Below are 15,307 nucleotides of genomic sequence, written 5' to 3' on the forward strand. Positions count from 1 at the left end.
TCCTTCGCGAACCTGTTCGTGCGGTCCCGAAGCTTGTCAGAGATCAAGTGCACCGCCGATGGATACCCAAAGCGATTGGGCCTGCGCCGAACTGAAGTTGCGTCGTCGGGCCATGTCGCGCAGTTGCGTGTAGGTCAGTCCGAGACGGTCCAGAGCCGCGTAGGCGGCCTCACGGAACTCTTCCTCGGACAGTTCGGTGATGACGTCGTCGTCATGGTCCGCAGTGCGCTGTTCTTGAATGGTCATCCGAATCGCCCCTACCCCCCAGTAGCTTCTCGATGACAGTAGTGTCTCCCAAGAGACTGACACTGTGGCCTGCGTCACTAGCGATGTCCAGTCAGAGGACACACCTGTCGAATTCTTCCTACTACAGCGTGACCCCCACCCCTCCGCATGGACGCCCCTGCACGAATCCTGATCACATCAGTTCGACCCAGAGGCCCCGCCACCTCAACCGGCGGCGGGGGCCTCGTCGCGTTCGCCTATGCGGCGTCCTCGACCGCGGCCGTCTCCGGCGGCTTCCGCCCGTTCAGAACTTGCCGCACCCATCCCTCGGTCAGTCCGAGCCCGGCCGCCAGCTCCGGCACCGACACCCCGCGATGGTGGGCTGCGCGTAGAGCGGCGTTCCGGCGGCCCTGCAGCCGCTCCGCCGCCGTCCGGCCCGCCACCGTCCGGTGTAGCACCACCGCCAGCCGTAACAGCACCCAGCCCATCGCGTCGTTCAACCTTCGCCGCACGAAGACCCCCTCGACTGCACCGGCATCCGACGCAACCACAGTCGGCCGCGGACGACAGTGCGGCAAGGGCGCAGAACGGGGCGCACGCAGGAAGCCCCCGCGCCGATCATCGTCACCGCGTTCGTCGGCCTGTGGATCCTGCGCCCACGCCGAAGCGCCCGCAACTGGCAAGCGTGGCGCGAACGCGACCGCCGACGCGCAGCAGCCGCTGCGCGCTGCACCCCCGACTGGGCCGCACCCCCACGCGGCCACGACACCAAGGAAGGCATCTGAGGGGACGCGCAACGAACGCAGTACTCCTGTACCGCTACGACCTCGGAGGCCCCGGCGACTGGCGCCTGCGAGGGCTCGGCGAGTACGGCGATATGCCCTCGCTCGACTGGTTCGACGAGGACGACGACACCGTCGACTTCGTCGAGGCCGCGCAGGAACACCTCCTCAAGACCGTTGGCGACTCCACGAGGCGCCGACACCGCAGGCCCGGCAGGACGGCCGCGCTGAAGTGTGTCGGCGTGGAGGTCGAGGAGAACTACCGCACGGAGCCGCCCGGCTTCCTCGGCTGACTGGAACCACACGGCAGCCCCACACGTCCACCACAGCACCATCACGCACAGCCAGAACGGAGCACCACATGCCCGAAGAACCCACCGAGCAGAAGTCGGCCGCAGCCGAAGCGAAGGCGGCGATCTACAAGGCCATCGCCAAGTCGGCCGTCGAGCTGGAGCAGCACCCCGGCTCCGCGCCTGAGGGTCTGAAGAACCTCGCCGAGGCGTATGCCTGGCTGACCTACCCCAACAACTCGCACTGACGCAGGCCAGACGCCCCGTCACCCCGCCGCACGACGGCCAGTGACGGGGCGTCGTCGTGTTTACCGCTTCGGCGGAACCCGCACCGGCACCCACTCATCTTGACCATCCCAGCGGGCGAACAACTGCGGAGGGATCGACCCCGCCATCAGGAAGGCCACCGCCTCCTCCTGCTCCAACGAGACCTCTTCGCTGCCCTTCAGCCCGAAGACGTACGGCAACTCCTCGTCCTTGAAGACGATGTTGCGTGCTGGCGCTGCCCCGTCGTTGCGCAACCGGTAGGCGTCCTTCGCCTCGTGTTCTAGGACCAGGTCGACCCTCGGTCGGGCCGCTTCCTCTTCCACCGCGATCTGCCGGGCAAGTGTGGCCTCGGCGACGTCGGCCGCGCGCTTCCCGTCCTTCTGGGCCCTCAGGCTCACCCACAGCGCGCCAGCCGAGAACACCAGCGCCGCCCACCCGGGCGCGTCCCCCCACTCCATGGCTACATCCCCTCCCAGATCCGCCACGCCCGCGACCGATCCGTGCCAGGCGCGACGTTACGCCCGGTTGATCACCGCGTCCAGACTTCCGGCCGGGCACTCGCACACGCTGATCCGTCTGCCATCCTGCTGCCATGAACCAGGACCAGCAGCCCGACGATGGCGGCATCACGGGCGAAGCCCTACCCGTGGACGAGTACCGGATGACCAGCCAGCAGCGCGCCAATAGGTGCGCCGACTGCGGAAGGCTGATGAGCCCAGACGACACGTGTGAAGATCGGGAAAGCCGTCACCGAGATGTTCGGATTCGCGTGTCACTGACGGGGAGGCGCGTATGCGCTGACCATCGGCTGTTTAGCTAGTCGATCATGGTGTCACCTACCCGAACTCTGTGGTGACATGAATCCGTATTGGTCAGTGTCGCCTTCGCCGAACCTCCTTCTGCTCGGTCCTCAGGATGGCGCTGAAGGAGTCGCGGGGTTCGAGATGTGAGTTCTCGCCTTGTCTCAGGTGGAGGAGACCGGTTGCTACTTGGTCAACTCGGATCTCTGCCGATGTGTGAGATCGATCTTTGCCTTTTGGTGTCGGCTGGTGACCTAGGCGTTTGAGGGCATGCCCATTTTTGGCCACGGAGTGTTGGGGGCTTGAGCTGCAGTACCTCGATCTATCTGAGATGCCTTGAAGCGTTGAGAACCCTTATGGGGTTGATCGGCCATGACATCCCCGGGCCCGGCTCGAGGGTCTCACCGCCCAACGGCGCTGCGACCCCGCCGTCACGCGGTGGCCGGCTGCGATACTTCGAGAGCGTCGGCCGCCTTCCGCGCCATCGCAGCCACCTGCGGCGGAAGCCGGCGGTCCGATGAGCTGAAGTCGTTGCAGAGCCTGTGCGCAGGCCGTGCAGACATGCGACCGTGAACAGCGTCTGCGGGCCCTTATCGGCCGCTGCGACTCCTCGGCTTGCCGCTGCCCGCGGTGGTACAGCATCCGTAGTGCACTTCCTCCGGTTCTGCGTCGTGCAGGCCGGCTTGGCGCAGGAACTCGGCGATGTCGAGCAGGATGTATGCCATGCCGACGAACCGGTCGCCGAGACGGACACGGCCGGCCGCCGCCCTCGGCAGGCGGGTACACGACGGCGCGCGCAGTTATGCCACCGGCGTCGTCGGGCGCGGCATCGAGCGCGCGGGGAGTTGGCCCGTGCGCGTGCTCTGCAAGAGCAGACGGTCAGGAAAGCCGCAGCCCCGAGGATCCCACGACTCCGGCGCCGCGGTGGGATGCCTCCTCCCCGCCGACGAGGACCGCCGGCGCTGGCTGGACGCGATCGGCGCCTGGGCGCGCGGGCGGGCGGGGCTCGGCGGGGTGAGCGGCGGCTCGGCGCTGCGGAGGGCTCACCGCGACCGGGTGCGGGCCGCGGCTTTCGGCATCGTGTTCGTAGATCCCGCGGGCGGCCGTGTCCTCCTCGAGGAGCGGCCGGCGCGCCGGCGGGGCACGTCAGGCGCACGGTGCTGGGCGACTTTCGGCTCGCCGCGCTCCAGCCGCTGGAGCCGGACGAGGCGGGGGTTACGGTGGACGTGTCCGGCAGCCTCGAGGAGGCCACCGCCCGCGCCGTGGACGCACTGCGCGACCCGGGGCGGTCCGCCGCCGCGCCGTAGGTGTCACTCCTCGCCGTGGTGCTCGGACTGCCGTTCTCGGATTCCGCCGGATGACCATCTCAGGAACACAGGATGCGCTATAGCCGCCCGGAAGCGACGCAGGGGAGGCGGTGGCTGCGCTGGCTGCCTGCCGCGGTGATCGTCGGCGCGTTCCTCCTCGACCTCTCCACCCTGGGGGGCGTCAACACGTTCCCCCTGCTCGCGGCCGCCCCCGGAGCGGCCGCGCCGGTTCTTTCCCTGCGCGGGACGATCGCCACCGGGGTGGCGGCGAACCTCGCGGGGCTCGCCCTGGTGTACCTGGAAGGAGAGCCGACCCGCGCCGACCTGGTCCCGTTCATCAGCCTGGTCCTGCTCACCGTCATCGCGGCGGTCTTCAACGTGCTGCTGGCCCGCGACCGGCGGCAGCTGCGGACGAGCCGCGAGGTGGCGGCGGCGGTGCAGCGCGCGGTGCTCCCGGATCCGCCTTCTCGGGTGGGACGGCTGGCCGTGGCCTCCCGGTACGAGGTCGCCCATGAGGAGGCCGCCATCGGAGGGGACCTCTTCGCGGTCCACCAGACGCCCCACGGCATCCGGATGCTCCTGGCCGATGTGCGCGGCAAGGGGGTCGAGGCGGTCCGTACGGTCAACGTCCTGCTCGGCTCCTTCCGCGAGGCCGGCGATCACCGCCCGGATCTGCCGGGCGTCGTCCGGCAGCTGGAGGACCGGATGCAGGCGGGCCTCGGGCAGGCGACCGGAGCGGAAGCCGAGTCGTTCGCCACGGCCGTCATCGCGGAGCTTTCCCCCGACTGCTCCGTGCTGCGCGTCGCCAACCGGGGCCACTCCGCGCCGCTGCTGGTCCACGAGGGCAAGGCGATCCCGCTGGAGCCGGCCACGCCGTCGCTGCCGCTGGGCCTGGGCGCTCTGGGCGGCGACGACGTCCCGGTCGACCGGTTCGACCTGCCCGTCGGGGCCACCCTGGTGCTGTTCACCGACGGCATCGACGAGGCCCGCGACGCGGACGGCGTCTTCTTCGACCCCGTTCCGGTGCTGTCCCGGTGCCTCCCGCCCGATCCGGACGCGGTGCTCGACGCCCTCCTCACCGCGGTCCTCCGGCACACCGGGGGAAATCTGCAGGACGACGCCGCGCTCCTCGCCGTCACCCGGAAGGAGTAGCCCTACCCCGGGCACGTGCGCCGCCCGCGGAGGGCACTGCGTGCGCACGTGCCACCGGCGGCGGAGGTCCGCACCCGCCTCGGCGGCGTGCCGGCCGCGCGTCTCGGGGACCCACTCGGCGGCGAACGCCACGCCGGGAGCGCCGATCACGGCGAAGAGCCAGAACGTCGGCGCCTGCCCGATGGCCTCGATGACGGGCAGGAACAGCAGGCTCACCACGAAGTTCGAAAGCCGGTTCACGGTCGCACCGGCGCTGGATCCCTCGGCGCGCTGGGCCGGGGGGAAGATCTCGCCGAGCAGGGCCCAGAAGACCGGGCCCGGGCCGATCCCGAACGCCACGATGTACAGCGGCATGAAGGCGAGCATGAGCAGCGGGCTCAGCCCCGCGGCGAGCGCCATGCCCAGCAGCGCGATGGAGATCCCCATCCCCGCGAGGGAGCCGAGCAGCAGGGGGCGGCGGCCGAGCCGGTCGACGAGGTTGACGGAGACCACGGTGATGATGACGTTGACGGCGCCGATGAAGACCGAGTAGTGGATCGCCTTGGAGGCGGACAGGCCGGCCTCGCCCATGATCGTCGGCGCGTAGTAGAGGATCGTGTTGCTCCCGGAGAACTGCTGAAGGGCGGCAAGGACCAGGCCGGGCGGACCGCCGGGGCGAACAGCGCCCGCACGCCTCCCGGCCCGCTTCCGGCCCCGTCCCGGCGCTGCTCGCCGCCGCGGTCGGTGTCGCGGAGGCGGGAGATGGCGAGGTCCGCGCCGCCCGGCTCGGTGACCTTGCCGAGCGACCTCTTGTGCCTGGTCCCGCCCTGTGTGCTGCAGGGGCGCGTCGTACTCGTAGGAGACGACGTCGTCCGCGATGTGGGCCGTCCGGCCATCCAGGTCCTTGGCGGCGGTGCGGTCGAACCAGTGCTCGTGCACAGCGCGCACCTGACGCTCTGCCTCAGGATCACCGCCGCTGAGGTCGGGGAGGGAGCGGTGCTCGTGCGCGACGACCCAGCGGCCCTCCTCCTTCCGCAGCCCCCGGGTGAGCCGCAGCCGGAAGCCGGGCCGGGCGGCACGCTCCTGCGCAGTGCTGCAGCGCAGCAGGGCGTAGCCGAAGGCGACGTCCTCGCCCGCGGTGACCTCGAGTTCCTCGATGTCTAAGGACGCGCCCTGGGCCTGCCGCTCGAACGTGCTCGTGGCGGGCGCGGCAGGGCCTGGGTCAGAGGTCGGCGGGCTGGATGGGGAAGTTGGTGCGGAAGGTGTTGTCGGGGTCGTAGGCGCGTTTGACCTGCCGGAGCCGGGCGAGGTTGGTGCCGAACGCGTCATGGAGGCATTCGGGCCGGGTGTCGGTGTCGAAGGACAGGGAGAGGCCGTCGGTGTGCGGGGCGACTTCGGCGTCCCATATGGCGTCGAGCGCGGCCTGGGTGGCGCCCATGGCGGTGAGCAGGAAGTTCTGGTGGCGGTGGGGGGTAGGCGGTGGCGCCGGGGCCCAGGTCGTGGGCGGCGCCGCCGGTGGCGCGGATCTGCATGAAGTAGGACAGTCCGGAGTGCGCGATCGTCTCGAACGCGTGGGTCACCTTGTCGTCGAGGTGGGTGACCAGGCCGGAGCGCACGGTGGGGTCCCCGCCACCGGTGTAGTGCTTGTCGCCTGGCTGGACCACGCAGGAGTAGGGCAGCACGTATCCCTGGTGGTCCAGGAGCGGCCCGGCCTCGGCCAGCCGCTCCAGCTGCTTGACCGCGGCGGTCGTGTCGTCCCCGGCGTAGACGGAGAGGAGCTGGGCGACCGCGTCGCGGCCGCGGCGGGCCGGGGACAGGGTGAGGAAGCTGGTCAGCTTGCGGGGGGCCTTCTCCATGGCGGTGTCCCAGCGTTGGAGGAGCCCGGCAGTGTCGCGGGCGTCGAGGGCCATCTGGGAGAAGACGACGTTGCCGGGTTCCATCGCCTCGATCTCGGTCCAGGTGACGACGCCGAGGTTGCCTCCGGCGCCGCGCAGGCCCCAGAACAGGTCGGGGTTCTCCTTTGGTGAGGCGTGCAGGATCCGGCCGTCGGCAGTGACGACCTGCGCGGCGACGACGTGGTCGATGGTCAGCCCGTAGGCGCGGCCGAGCAGGCCGATCCCGCCCGTGGTCGCCAGGCCGCCCGCGCCGCCGTGATCGCCCGAGCTGATCGCCCACCCGCGCGGGGCGAGGTTCTGGGCGACCTCGCCCCAGGTGGCGTCGGCGCCCAGCCGCACCCGGCGGGTGGCCGGGTCGACGACCTCGACGGTCTCGAATGCCATGCCGACGTTTCGTCCCGTGGGACTCCGGACGGTTCGGACGGTGCCCCGAGGTGGTGGGCCCATCGCCGAAGCTACCCGGACATTGTCGAAAGATGAACTTTCTGTGATGTGGGCTATTTCACCGCTGTCGCCTCGCCCGGAGGGAAGTAATCCGGCCCTCCGCGGCCTTCGCGCGGCCGAGATCAACCGCGCCGACGGACAGGGGGAAACCGCCGCCGGTCGAGACGGAACGGCGGCCGGCCCCGGCGGCAGGGGCGGCCGGCGCGCACCGGCGGCCACCCGGACCCGGCCCGGGCCGTCGTCGGCCGCTTCCCGCGCATGCGGGGACGACCCCGGCCCCGGGGGGCGCTTCCCGGCCCTCGCCGACGTCGCGCACGTCCCCGCCGGGGCGGTGAGGGGAGTCGGGGAGGCCGCCTCCCGTCGGGCAGGATCGGCGCGGGCGGCCGGGGACCGGCAGGGGCAGGGCGTCGACCGGGATCGGCCGGCCGTGCACGGGATCCGGGCCGTGCCGGGCGGATCCACCCCCGCCTCGCGGCGGCGGACGGCCGCACAGCTGATGCCCACACGCGCCGACGGCCCCGCCGGGCCGGCATCGGTAATTTCTCGGCGAGGCGTGTGAGAGGTCAACCAACCGAAGCAGCCTCGGGGTTGGGGCCGGAAGGGTGGTGTGTTCCGGCTCGCTGCGAGCCCCCTGGTGGATCACCCCCTCGCAAAGATGGTTTAGTGTTCAACCAACGGCGGACGGCGTGGCCGAGAAGACCACTCCTGTGACGCGCCATGGAGCCATCCGAAGACCGCGGCCGAACAGGCCCAGCCGGCATGGCTCCGCAACCGCCCGCACTTTTCGAAGGAGTTTTCGCATGTCAACACGGAGCCCGAAGTCGCGGACGCTGAGGTCCGCCGTCGTGAGCGTGCCGCTGGCTGCGGCCGTCGTCGCCGCGGCGTTCGCAGGGACCACCGGGACCGCCTYYGCGGCCGCCCCGAAGCCGGCCGCGAACTGGACKTCCGCGGGTCATGACTCCCACAACACCCGCAACGCCGCGTCCGAGAAAATCCTGAACGCGAACAACGTCAAGAACCTGAAGGCGCGTTGGACCTTCACGGCCGGCGGTGACATCTCCGCCACGCCGACCGTGGTGGACGGCATCGCSTACGTGCCGGACTGGAGCGGCAAGCTCCACGCCGTGGACACCAAGACGGGCAAGGCCSTCTGGTCCAAGCCGGTGAGCACGTACAGCGGGATCGAGGGTGACGTCTCCCGGACCAGCCCCGCCTACGCGGACGGCAAGCTGGTCTTCGGCGAGGGCGTTCCGKCCATGAAGACCACCGAGGGCGCCTACCTTTTGAGCGCCGACGCCAAGACCGGCGCCCCSCTGTGGAAGACGCAGATCGACGACCATGMGGCGGCTCTGGTCACCGGCTCRCCGGTGATCGCCGACGGCGTGGCGTACGTGGGCGTGTCGTCCAAGTCCGAGGGGATGCCCGGCGAGCCGACSTTCCGCGGCAGTSTCGTCGCGGTGAGCGTCGACACCGGCGAGATCCTGTGGAAGACCCACACGGTGCCGGAGGGGTACACGGGTGGCGCGGTGTGGGGCAGCCACCCCGCGGTGGACCTCGAGCGCGGCCTGGTGTACGTGGCCACCGGCAACAACTACTCGGTGCCGGAAGGCGTCTGCGAGACCCCGGACGCGACCGGGTGCACCCCCGCCTCCCCCGACAACCACCAGGACTCGATCGTCGCGTTCGACCTGAAGGACGGCAAGGTCGCCTGGGCCCGCCACACCCTCGAGGCCGACCAGTGGACGATCGAGAAGCCGAACGGCCCGGACTACGACTTCGGGTCGGGCCCGAACCTCTACACGACCACGGTGGACGGCAAGCGCACCGACCTGCTCGGGGTGGGCCAGAAGAGCGGCGTCTACTGGGCGCTCGACCCGGCCACGGGCAAGGTCGTCTGGCAGACGCAGGCCGGCCCCGGCGGCCTCGGCGGCGGCATCCAGTGGGGCTCYGCGACCGACGGCAAGCGCGTCTACGTCGCGGTCACCAACTACGACAACGTCCCCACCACCATCACCTCGGCGACGGGTGAGAAGTCGACCACCACGGGAGGCTTCTGGGCCGCCCTCGACGCCGCCACCGGCAAGCTCCTGTGGCAGACCGCCGACCCGCAGGGCCACAAGGCCCACGGCTTCGTGACCAGCGCCAACGGCGTCGTCTACGGCGGCTCCATGGCTCCCAAGGGCAACAACATGTACGCCCTCGACGCCAAGACCGGCAAGGTGAAGTGGGACTTCGCCAGCGGTGGTTCGGTCGTCGGCGGTGCCGCGGTGGTCAACGGCTCGGTCTACTGGGGCTCCGGCTACACCTCCGCGATGTGGCCGGACAAGGGCACGAACAACAAGCTGTACGCCTTCTCCGTCGGCAAGGGCAGCAAGAACTAGCCTCCTCGCTTCACCTGCTGAAGCCGTGAAACCGCACGGCCTCGGCGCCCCCAGCGCGGACACCGCGCCCGGGGGCGCCGAGGCCGTGCAGCGAGTCACGTTCACTGCTCGACCACAGCCGAGCGTCAGCGCGTGCACGTAACGGTCGACCGCCGCTGGTGCCGAGGAGTACGGACACGCCTACCGGGACAGCCTGGAGCGCCACACGACCGTTCACATGGCTGGGGGGACCGGGGCACCGAAGCCGCCACTGCTTGGGCTGCCGTACGCCGGTGGGCAAGTGACGTGGCCTGAGCCGCCCCTGCACCACATGTGGGCGGGCGTCACAGGGCAGTGAGGGTGGTATGCGGTGTCATGACCGCTTAAGGGACAGCAGCGGTCATGACGCCGCATACCACCCCCGCGCCCCGCGCGGAGGTTCCGCAGCCACCGCTGCCACGGCCCGGGCGAACACCTCATTCAATGCGTCGTCTCACGCGCCGTCCTTCTTCGGCGCCCGAAATCCCAGGAGACAGAGCATGGCCGACAGCACCGCGGTTGTACTTCCCGCTTCGTGAGTACTGCCGTGCATGGAGACCACCTCCGGGAGGATCACCGTGACGGCCGGGCAGACCACGTCTTGCGTTGATGACCACACGGACCGCGTCGATGCCGGGCCCACGCCGTGGTCCCACTGCCGGGGCCCAGTACCACCCCGGCCTCCGAATGCACACAGAGCCATGATCCCTTGCGTGCACCACTCCGGTGACCCGACCCGTGCCTTCCGTGCTGCGATCCCCTTCAGGTCCGCGGCGTCCCGGGAGGCGGAGGGGCAGGCATGATCGAGGCACGATGCCACCGTGATCGAAGTGGCTCGTGCTCGTGTCGCCTGTGCGTGAGTCTCGAGGCGGCCGGGCCGGCCGCCTCCCGCGCGGGGGCGGTGGTCAGGCGGCGCGGATCGCGGAGACGTCGAACTCCAGCTTCACCTGCGCTGCGCGTTTCCGTCGGCCGGTCTTCGGCCCCGGGACGGGGATCCGTTGAACCGGCCGCATTGCGGAAGCTTTCGTCAGGTCGTACCCCACAGGCCGGCTGCACGGATCGGTGCGCGTGTCACGCCGTGGTGACGGCGGCGTGCATTTCCCACATCAGGACCTCGGCGCCGTCGGGGCCGGCGGTGAYGCGCTGGCCCTCCGCGCCGGTGATGCGGACCGCGTCGCCGGTGGCCAGCGGGCCCGCRCCCTCCAGTTCGGCGCTGCCGCGGGCGAGGAAGAGRTGGGTGAAGGGGGCGGTGACGAGCGGGAGGRTCTCGTCGGGGCGGATGCGGGCGACGTGCAGGGCGGCGTGCTTCTGYCGGATGCCGATCGCGCGCTGGTGGGCGTGCCGGGGCATGCCGGAGGCGAGGGTGGTCCAGCCGCCGCGGGCGAGTTCGTCGTTGATGTCGAGCTGCTCGTAGCCGGGCTTGATGCCGGCCTCGTCGGGGATGACCCACATCTGGATGAAGTGGACGGGGTCCYGGTGGGCGGGCTCGCCGGTGAGGGTCCAGGAGTCGTTCTTCTCGCTGTGGAGGATGCCGGTGCCGGCGCTCATCCGCTGGGCGAGGCCCGGGTAGATCACYCCGTTGTGGCCCTCGGAGTCCTGGTGGACCAGACCGCCGTCCAGYACCCAGGTGATGATCTCCATGTCGTGGTGGGGGTGGGTGTCGAAGCCGGTGCCCGGCGCGACGATGTCGTCGTTGGAGACCAGCAGCAGTCCGAAGTGGGTGTTCTTGGGATCCCAGTGGCGGGAGAAGGAGAAGGAGTGCYGGGAGTCGAGCCAGCCGGCGCGGGTGTGGAAGCGCTCGCCGGCGCGGCGGACGTCGAGGGCGGAGGCCATGGCGGTGTCCTTGTCGTGRGYGGAGGCRGGTCATCGGACCGCGATTTAGTTGAACGTTATATCAACTTGCGAGCCCGGCCGCCCCTCCACCCGCAAGTGCGGACGCCTCCGCGATGGTTTATCGGTTCAACCAACACCCGKCAGTGGGTGTTCAGCACCAGAACGAAAGCTGTCATGGGCATCTTCAGCCGTAACCGCACACCCGAGACCAACCGAACGGAGACCGCAGCCGTGMGCACCCAGACCAAGCTCGCCGTCGTCTACTACTCCTCCACCGGCATCGTCGCCGAGATCGGCAAGGAGATCGCCGAGGCSGCGGAGAAGGCCGGCGCCGAGGTCCGCCTGCTCAAGGCCGCCGAGCTGGCCCCGCAGGCCGCCATCGACTCCAACCCGGCCTGGGYCGCCAACGCCACCGCCACCGCCGACATCCCSGTCGCCACCCCGGCCGACATCGAGTGGGCCGACGCCGTGATCTTCGGCTCGCCCACCCGCTTCGGCAACATCGCCTCGCAGCTCAAGCAGTTCATCGACACCCTCGGCGGCCTGTGGGCCCAGGGCAAGCTCGCCGACAAGGTCTACAGCGGCTTCACCGCCACCTCCACCGCCCACGGCGGCCAGGAGTCCACCCTGCTCGCGCTGTACMACTCCGTCCACCACTTCGGCGGCATCSTCGTGGCCCCCGGCTACACCGACCCCGCCAAGTTCGCCGACGGCAACCCCTACGGCACCTCCCACGTCGACGCCCAGGGCAACAACCCGGTCGACGACACCACCCGCACCGCCGCCCGCGTCCAGGCCGAGCGCGTCGTCAAGATCGCTTCCGGTCTCAAGGCCGGCCTCGCCGCCGCCTGACCCGGCCCTGTCCAGAAGAGGACCAGTGACGGCCCGTCGGCCGCACCACGGGGTGCGGCCGACGGGCCGTCACAGAACCGAGTGACCCCTCCAGCCGGCGGGGGTCTCCTCTTCGACGCCCACGATGTCGGCACCGGCGAGCGGCAGCTGCGTGACCTCGCTGGGGAAGCCCTCGGCGAGGTCTACTTCCGCGACGGCGGCCGCCGCGCCCACGGCCTGGTGGCTTTATACGCGAGAACGGGGAACTGGACAGCATCATCGTCGCCATCGGTGACGACGACCCCAACCCGGTTTCCCTGCCGGTCGGTGCCATCACTGTCGATCACCCGATCGTCACCAACTGGCACACCGCCCCGAAGGACGCCGTTTTCTTCAGCTGAACGGACCCGCAGCTCGTAATCCATGCTGGTGACGCGCAGCGTGAGAGGCGGCCTTACTCTCCTCGACGGAGGTGCAGCCGGGCAAACCGTCCTGGCCGGTCGCCTTTCTGAAGCCTCTTGAGCTCGCGGCGGTACTTCCACTTTCCGAGCAGTCCCGGGGGCGCTGTCACGTTGGCTGACCGGGTGGGATGCTCTTCGGGTTGATCATGCTGGGAGGGGCGTCCGTGGAGAGCACGTCGCCGTCGTATAGGGGGCGAGCCTTGACCCCGGGTCTTGGGCACCCGAGAGACTTGGATCTTGAAGGTCCAGGAGAACGGATGTCCCGTGGTCATGAAGCACTACCCGCCCGAGTTCAAGGCGGACGCGGGCGCGCTGTACGAGTCGCGGCCGGGAGCGACGATCGAGTCGGTCGCCGCTGCTCTAGGAGTCAACCCGGAGACGCTCAGGAACTGGGTCCGGGCGGCCGGAGCGGGCCGCCGGCCGGCGCGGGCTGAGCCGGCGCCGGTGCCGCAGACGCCGCTGGAGGCGGAGAACGCCGCCCTGCGCAAGAAGGTCCGCGAGCTGGAGGAGGAACGCGAGACCCTGCGCAAGGCGGCCAAGTATTTCGCCGGGGAGACGTGCGCCGTGAGGTGCTGATGGTCCGTACGGAGGTGAGAGACCTGCGTCAACTGCCCTGTCGTGGCGGGGTGGTGAAGCTGAGGGCAGCCTGATCTGGGTGATGCCGAGGAGGGTGGCAAGCGGCCCTGACAAAGCCGGGACGTGCCAGCACTGCCAGATGGTGCGGGTCCGGCGAGCGAGGTGGAAAGGAGTACGCGAGGAACCGTCGTCATTACGTCCCTCAATGCGAGACCGGCTCGAACCTGGCGGATCTGGGCCGGGAGCGGTGCGCAACCGCCGCCGAAGGCGGCGGGGAACTCCTTGGGTGGTTTGTCTCTGCTGTCCGGGAGGCCATGGGGAAGGCCCACGGCGTACTCATGGCGATGCCGCAGGGATGCAGACGGGCTCCTCCTCCACCGAGCGGACCACAGTGAACACGGGAACCATCCGGTTTCAATTCCCGTAGGCGGGCCTCCAGTTCGTGGAGCGGGATAGGCGCATCGACCGCTGAACGGGCCGGGTGGGACGGAGCCGTCGTAGTACTCCGAGCCGGGGAGAGCCCGGCACATGGGGAAGGACGGCAGCGGAAATGCGAGGAGAGTTGGAGGCTGCAATGCCGAAAGATGCGGTGCCGAACGGTGGCGCGTCGCTGGATGCGGTCCCGGTGGGGCCGCGTCAGCGGGTATCGGAGATGCAGGCCAAGCTTCATCGTTGGGCGGCGGCCGACAAGGGCCGCCGGTTCGACGACTTGTTCAACTTCGTGCACGACCCGGCGACGCTGATCGTGGCGTTCGACCGGGTTGCGGGGAACCGGGGTGCCGGCACTGCGGGCGTGGACGGCCTGACGGCCGCCGACGTCGAGACGCGGATCGGTGTTCCTGGGTTCCTGGATGACCTACGGGCCCAGCTCAAGACGGGCACGTTCCGCCCGCTCCCGGTGCGGGAGACGAAGATCCCCAAGCCGGGCGGCGCGGGAAAGGTGAGGCGACTGGGCATCCCAGTGATCGCTGACCGGGTTGTCCAGGCCGCGCTGAAGCTGGTGCTGGAGCCGATTTTCGAGGCCGACTTCAAGCCGGTCTCCTATGGCTTCCGGCCCCGGCGGCGGGCCCAGGACGCGATTGCCGAGATCCAGCACATGGGCACCCACGGCTACCGGTGGGTGCTGGACGCGGACATTGCGGCGTGTTTCGACGAGATCGATCACGTCGCACTGATGGACCGGGTCCGGGCGAGGATCAAGGACAAGAAGGTCCTGGCCCTGGTGAAGGCGTTCCTCAAGGCCGGGGTCCTCACGGAGCTTGGACAGATCGAGGACACGCCTGCCGGGACCCCGCAGGGCGGGATCATTTCCCCGTTGATGGCGAACATCGCCCTGTCGGTGCTCGACGAGCACCTGCACGGGCCATGGGAGGCAGGAGGCGCGTTCTCGTCACCGACACGGCGCAAACGCCTGCGCGTCAAGGGCCTGGTGACCTGGCGGGTCGTCCGCTACGCGGACGACTTCGTCGTTCTGGTCCACGGCTCCGAGGAGCACGTCCATCAAGTGCGCGAAGAGGTCGCTCAGGTGCTGCGGCCTATGGGACTTCGGCTCTCCGAAGCCAAGACCCGGGTCGTCCACATGAGCGAGGGATTCGACTTCCTGGGGTTCCACATCCAGTGGCGCCGCAAACGAGGCACGAGCACATGGCACGTCTACACCTTCATTTCTGACCGGGCCATCCGGCAGGTGAAGGCGAAGATCCGTGCCCTGACCCGCAAGACGTCGCCTCTGGACCTGGACGCCACACTGGCCCAGCTGAACATGGCCAGGGGCGGATGGGCCTTCTACTTCCAGCACGCCATCTCGAAACGCGTGTTCAGCAAGCTGGACTCCTTCACCTGGTGGAGAGTGGCCAGGCTGCTGCGCGAACGGCACCGCTGGAGCTGGAAGGAACTCCGCCGACGGCACACCACCCCCACCGGGCGGTGGCTGCCGTTCTCGGCAAACGGTGTCGAGCTGCGGAACATCCAGACGATCCCGGTCACCCGGTATCGCTACCGCGGCAACAAGATTCCCAACCCCTGGGTCCCGGACGCCTGCTGACGACAGCATCCGTGGAGAGCCC

Annotated in this window: 15 protein-coding genes and 2 pseudogenes; 8 read left to right on the forward strand and 9 right to left on the reverse strand. The window is 69.8% G+C overall.

The features are described from left to right. Positions 1–36: 36 nt before the first annotated feature. Positions 37–246 (reverse strand): hypothetical protein, encoded by a 210-nt coding sequence (locus tag DIZ27_RS14610; RefSeq protein WP_109378835.1) that lies wholly within the window; start codon positions 244–246, stop codon positions 37–39. 236 nt (positions 247–482) lie between these two features. Next, the gene (locus DIZ27_RS14615) at positions 483–737 is read right to left on the reverse strand and encodes a helix-turn-helix domain-containing protein (RefSeq protein ID WP_258308368.1); all 255 of its coding nucleotides are present in this window, start codon (positions 735–737) and stop codon (positions 483–485) included. A gap of 365 nt (positions 738–1,102) precedes the next feature. On the opposite strand from DIZ27_RS14615, the gene DIZ27_RS14620 reads away from it, so the two are divergent. Further along, positions 1,103–1,300 carry a hypothetical protein gene (locus DIZ27_RS14620; RefSeq protein ID WP_109378837.1) on the forward strand — a complete coding sequence of 66 codons (198 nt, stop codon included), beginning with the start codon at positions 1,103–1,105 and terminating at the stop codon, positions 1,298–1,300. A gap of 68 nt (positions 1,301–1,368) precedes the next feature. Further along, positions 1,369–1,545: a hypothetical protein gene (locus tag DIZ27_RS45720; RefSeq protein WP_181383526.1), complete on the forward strand. Its 177-nt coding sequence runs from the start codon at positions 1,369–1,371 to the stop codon at positions 1,543–1,545. 60 nt (positions 1,546–1,605) lie between these two features. Here DIZ27_RS45720 and DIZ27_RS14625 read toward each other — a convergent pair whose 3' ends face one another. Then, positions 1,606–2,022, reverse strand: a complete 417-nt coding sequence (locus tag DIZ27_RS14625) for a hypothetical protein (RefSeq protein WP_109378838.1) — start codon at positions 2,020–2,022, stop codon at positions 1,606–1,608. 932 nt (positions 2,023–2,954) lie between these two features. After that, positions 2,955–3,089 (reverse strand): hypothetical protein, encoded by a 135-nt coding sequence (locus DIZ27_RS48435; RefSeq protein WP_309074865.1) that lies wholly within the window; start codon positions 3,087–3,089, stop codon positions 2,955–2,957. A 103-nt stretch (positions 3,090–3,192) separates the two neighbouring features. Here DIZ27_RS48435 and DIZ27_RS47055 point away from each other — a divergent pair. Together DIZ27_RS47055 and DIZ27_RS14635 are read left to right on the forward strand one after the other, a co-directional pair. Further along, positions 3,193–3,671: pseudogene (locus DIZ27_RS47055) on the forward strand (hypothetical protein). Between the two features lie 72 nt (positions 3,672–3,743). Further along, entirely contained in the window at positions 3,744–4,823 is a 1,080-nt protein-coding gene (locus tag DIZ27_RS14635; RefSeq protein WP_109378839.1) for a PP2C family protein-serine/threonine phosphatase, read from the forward strand. Between the two features lie 126 nt (positions 4,824–4,949). Here the strand turns inward: DIZ27_RS14635 and DIZ27_RS47060 are convergent. The 3 genes and pseudogenes from DIZ27_RS47060 to DIZ27_RS14650 form a co-directional block, all read right to left on the reverse strand. Further along, positions 4,950–5,960, reverse strand: a pseudogene (locus tag DIZ27_RS47060) (MFS transporter); the annotation flags it as partial. Between the two features lie 64 nt (positions 5,961–6,024). Continuing rightward, positions 6,025–6,210, reverse strand: coding sequence for a BBE domain-containing protein (locus DIZ27_RS48745; RefSeq protein WP_375231973.1), 186 nt, complete (start codon positions 6,208–6,210; stop codon positions 6,025–6,027). After that, a complete protein-coding gene (locus tag DIZ27_RS14650; protein ID WP_219933618.1) occupies positions 6,128–7,081 on the reverse strand; it encodes an FAD-binding oxidoreductase in 954 nt (317 codons plus the stop codon). Before DIZ27_RS14650 ends, DIZ27_RS48745 begins: the two co-directional genes overlap by 83 nt. Before the next feature lie 860 nt (positions 7,082–7,941). Here DIZ27_RS14650 and DIZ27_RS14655 point away from each other — a divergent pair. Further along, positions 7,942–9,522 carry a PQQ-binding-like beta-propeller repeat protein gene (locus DIZ27_RS14655; protein WP_109378840.1) on the forward strand — a complete coding sequence of 527 codons (1,581 nt, stop codon included), beginning with the start codon at positions 7,942–7,944 and terminating at the stop codon, positions 9,520–9,522. Positions 9,523–10,611: 1,089 nt separating this feature from the next. Here DIZ27_RS14655 and DIZ27_RS14660 read toward each other — a convergent pair. Beyond that, on the reverse strand, positions 10,612–11,373 hold the full coding sequence (locus DIZ27_RS14660) for a pirin-like bicupin family protein (protein WP_109378841.1): 762 nt from the start codon (positions 11,371–11,373) through the stop codon (positions 10,612–10,614). 231 nt (positions 11,374–11,604) lie between these two features. Here DIZ27_RS14660 and wrbA point away from each other — a divergent pair, with 231 nt between their 5' ends. Further along, on the forward strand, positions 11,605–12,225 hold the full coding sequence (wrbA, locus tag DIZ27_RS14665) for an NAD(P)H:quinone oxidoreductase (protein ID WP_109379002.1): 621 nt from the start codon (positions 11,605–11,607) through the stop codon (positions 12,223–12,225). Positions 12,226–12,294: 69 nt separating this feature from the next. Here wrbA and DIZ27_RS45730 read toward each other — a convergent pair whose 3' ends face one another. Further along, entirely contained in the window at positions 12,295–12,438 is a 144-nt protein-coding gene (locus DIZ27_RS45730; protein ID WP_181383528.1) for a hypothetical protein, read from the reverse strand. A 497-nt stretch (positions 12,439–12,935) separates the two neighbouring features. Between DIZ27_RS45730 and DIZ27_RS14675 the strand changes: the two genes are divergently transcribed. Together DIZ27_RS14675 and ltrA are read left to right on the forward strand one after the other, a co-directional pair. Continuing rightward, the gene (locus tag DIZ27_RS14675; RefSeq protein WP_219933619.1) at positions 12,936–13,241 is read left to right on the forward strand and encodes a transposase; all 306 of its coding nucleotides are present in this window, start codon (positions 12,936–12,938) and stop codon (positions 13,239–13,241) included. Positions 13,242–13,893: 652 nt separating this feature from the next. Beyond that, entirely contained in the window at positions 13,894–15,285 is a 1,392-nt protein-coding gene (gene ltrA, locus DIZ27_RS14680; RefSeq protein ID WP_258308369.1) for a group II intron reverse transcriptase/maturase, read from the forward strand. The last annotated feature ends 22 nt before the right edge of the window (positions 15,286–15,307 follow it).

Source organism: Streptomyces sp. NWU339 (genome assembly GCF_003143855.1).
Taxonomy (GTDB): Bacteria; Actinomycetota; Actinomycetes; order Streptomycetales; family Streptomycetaceae; genus Streptomyces.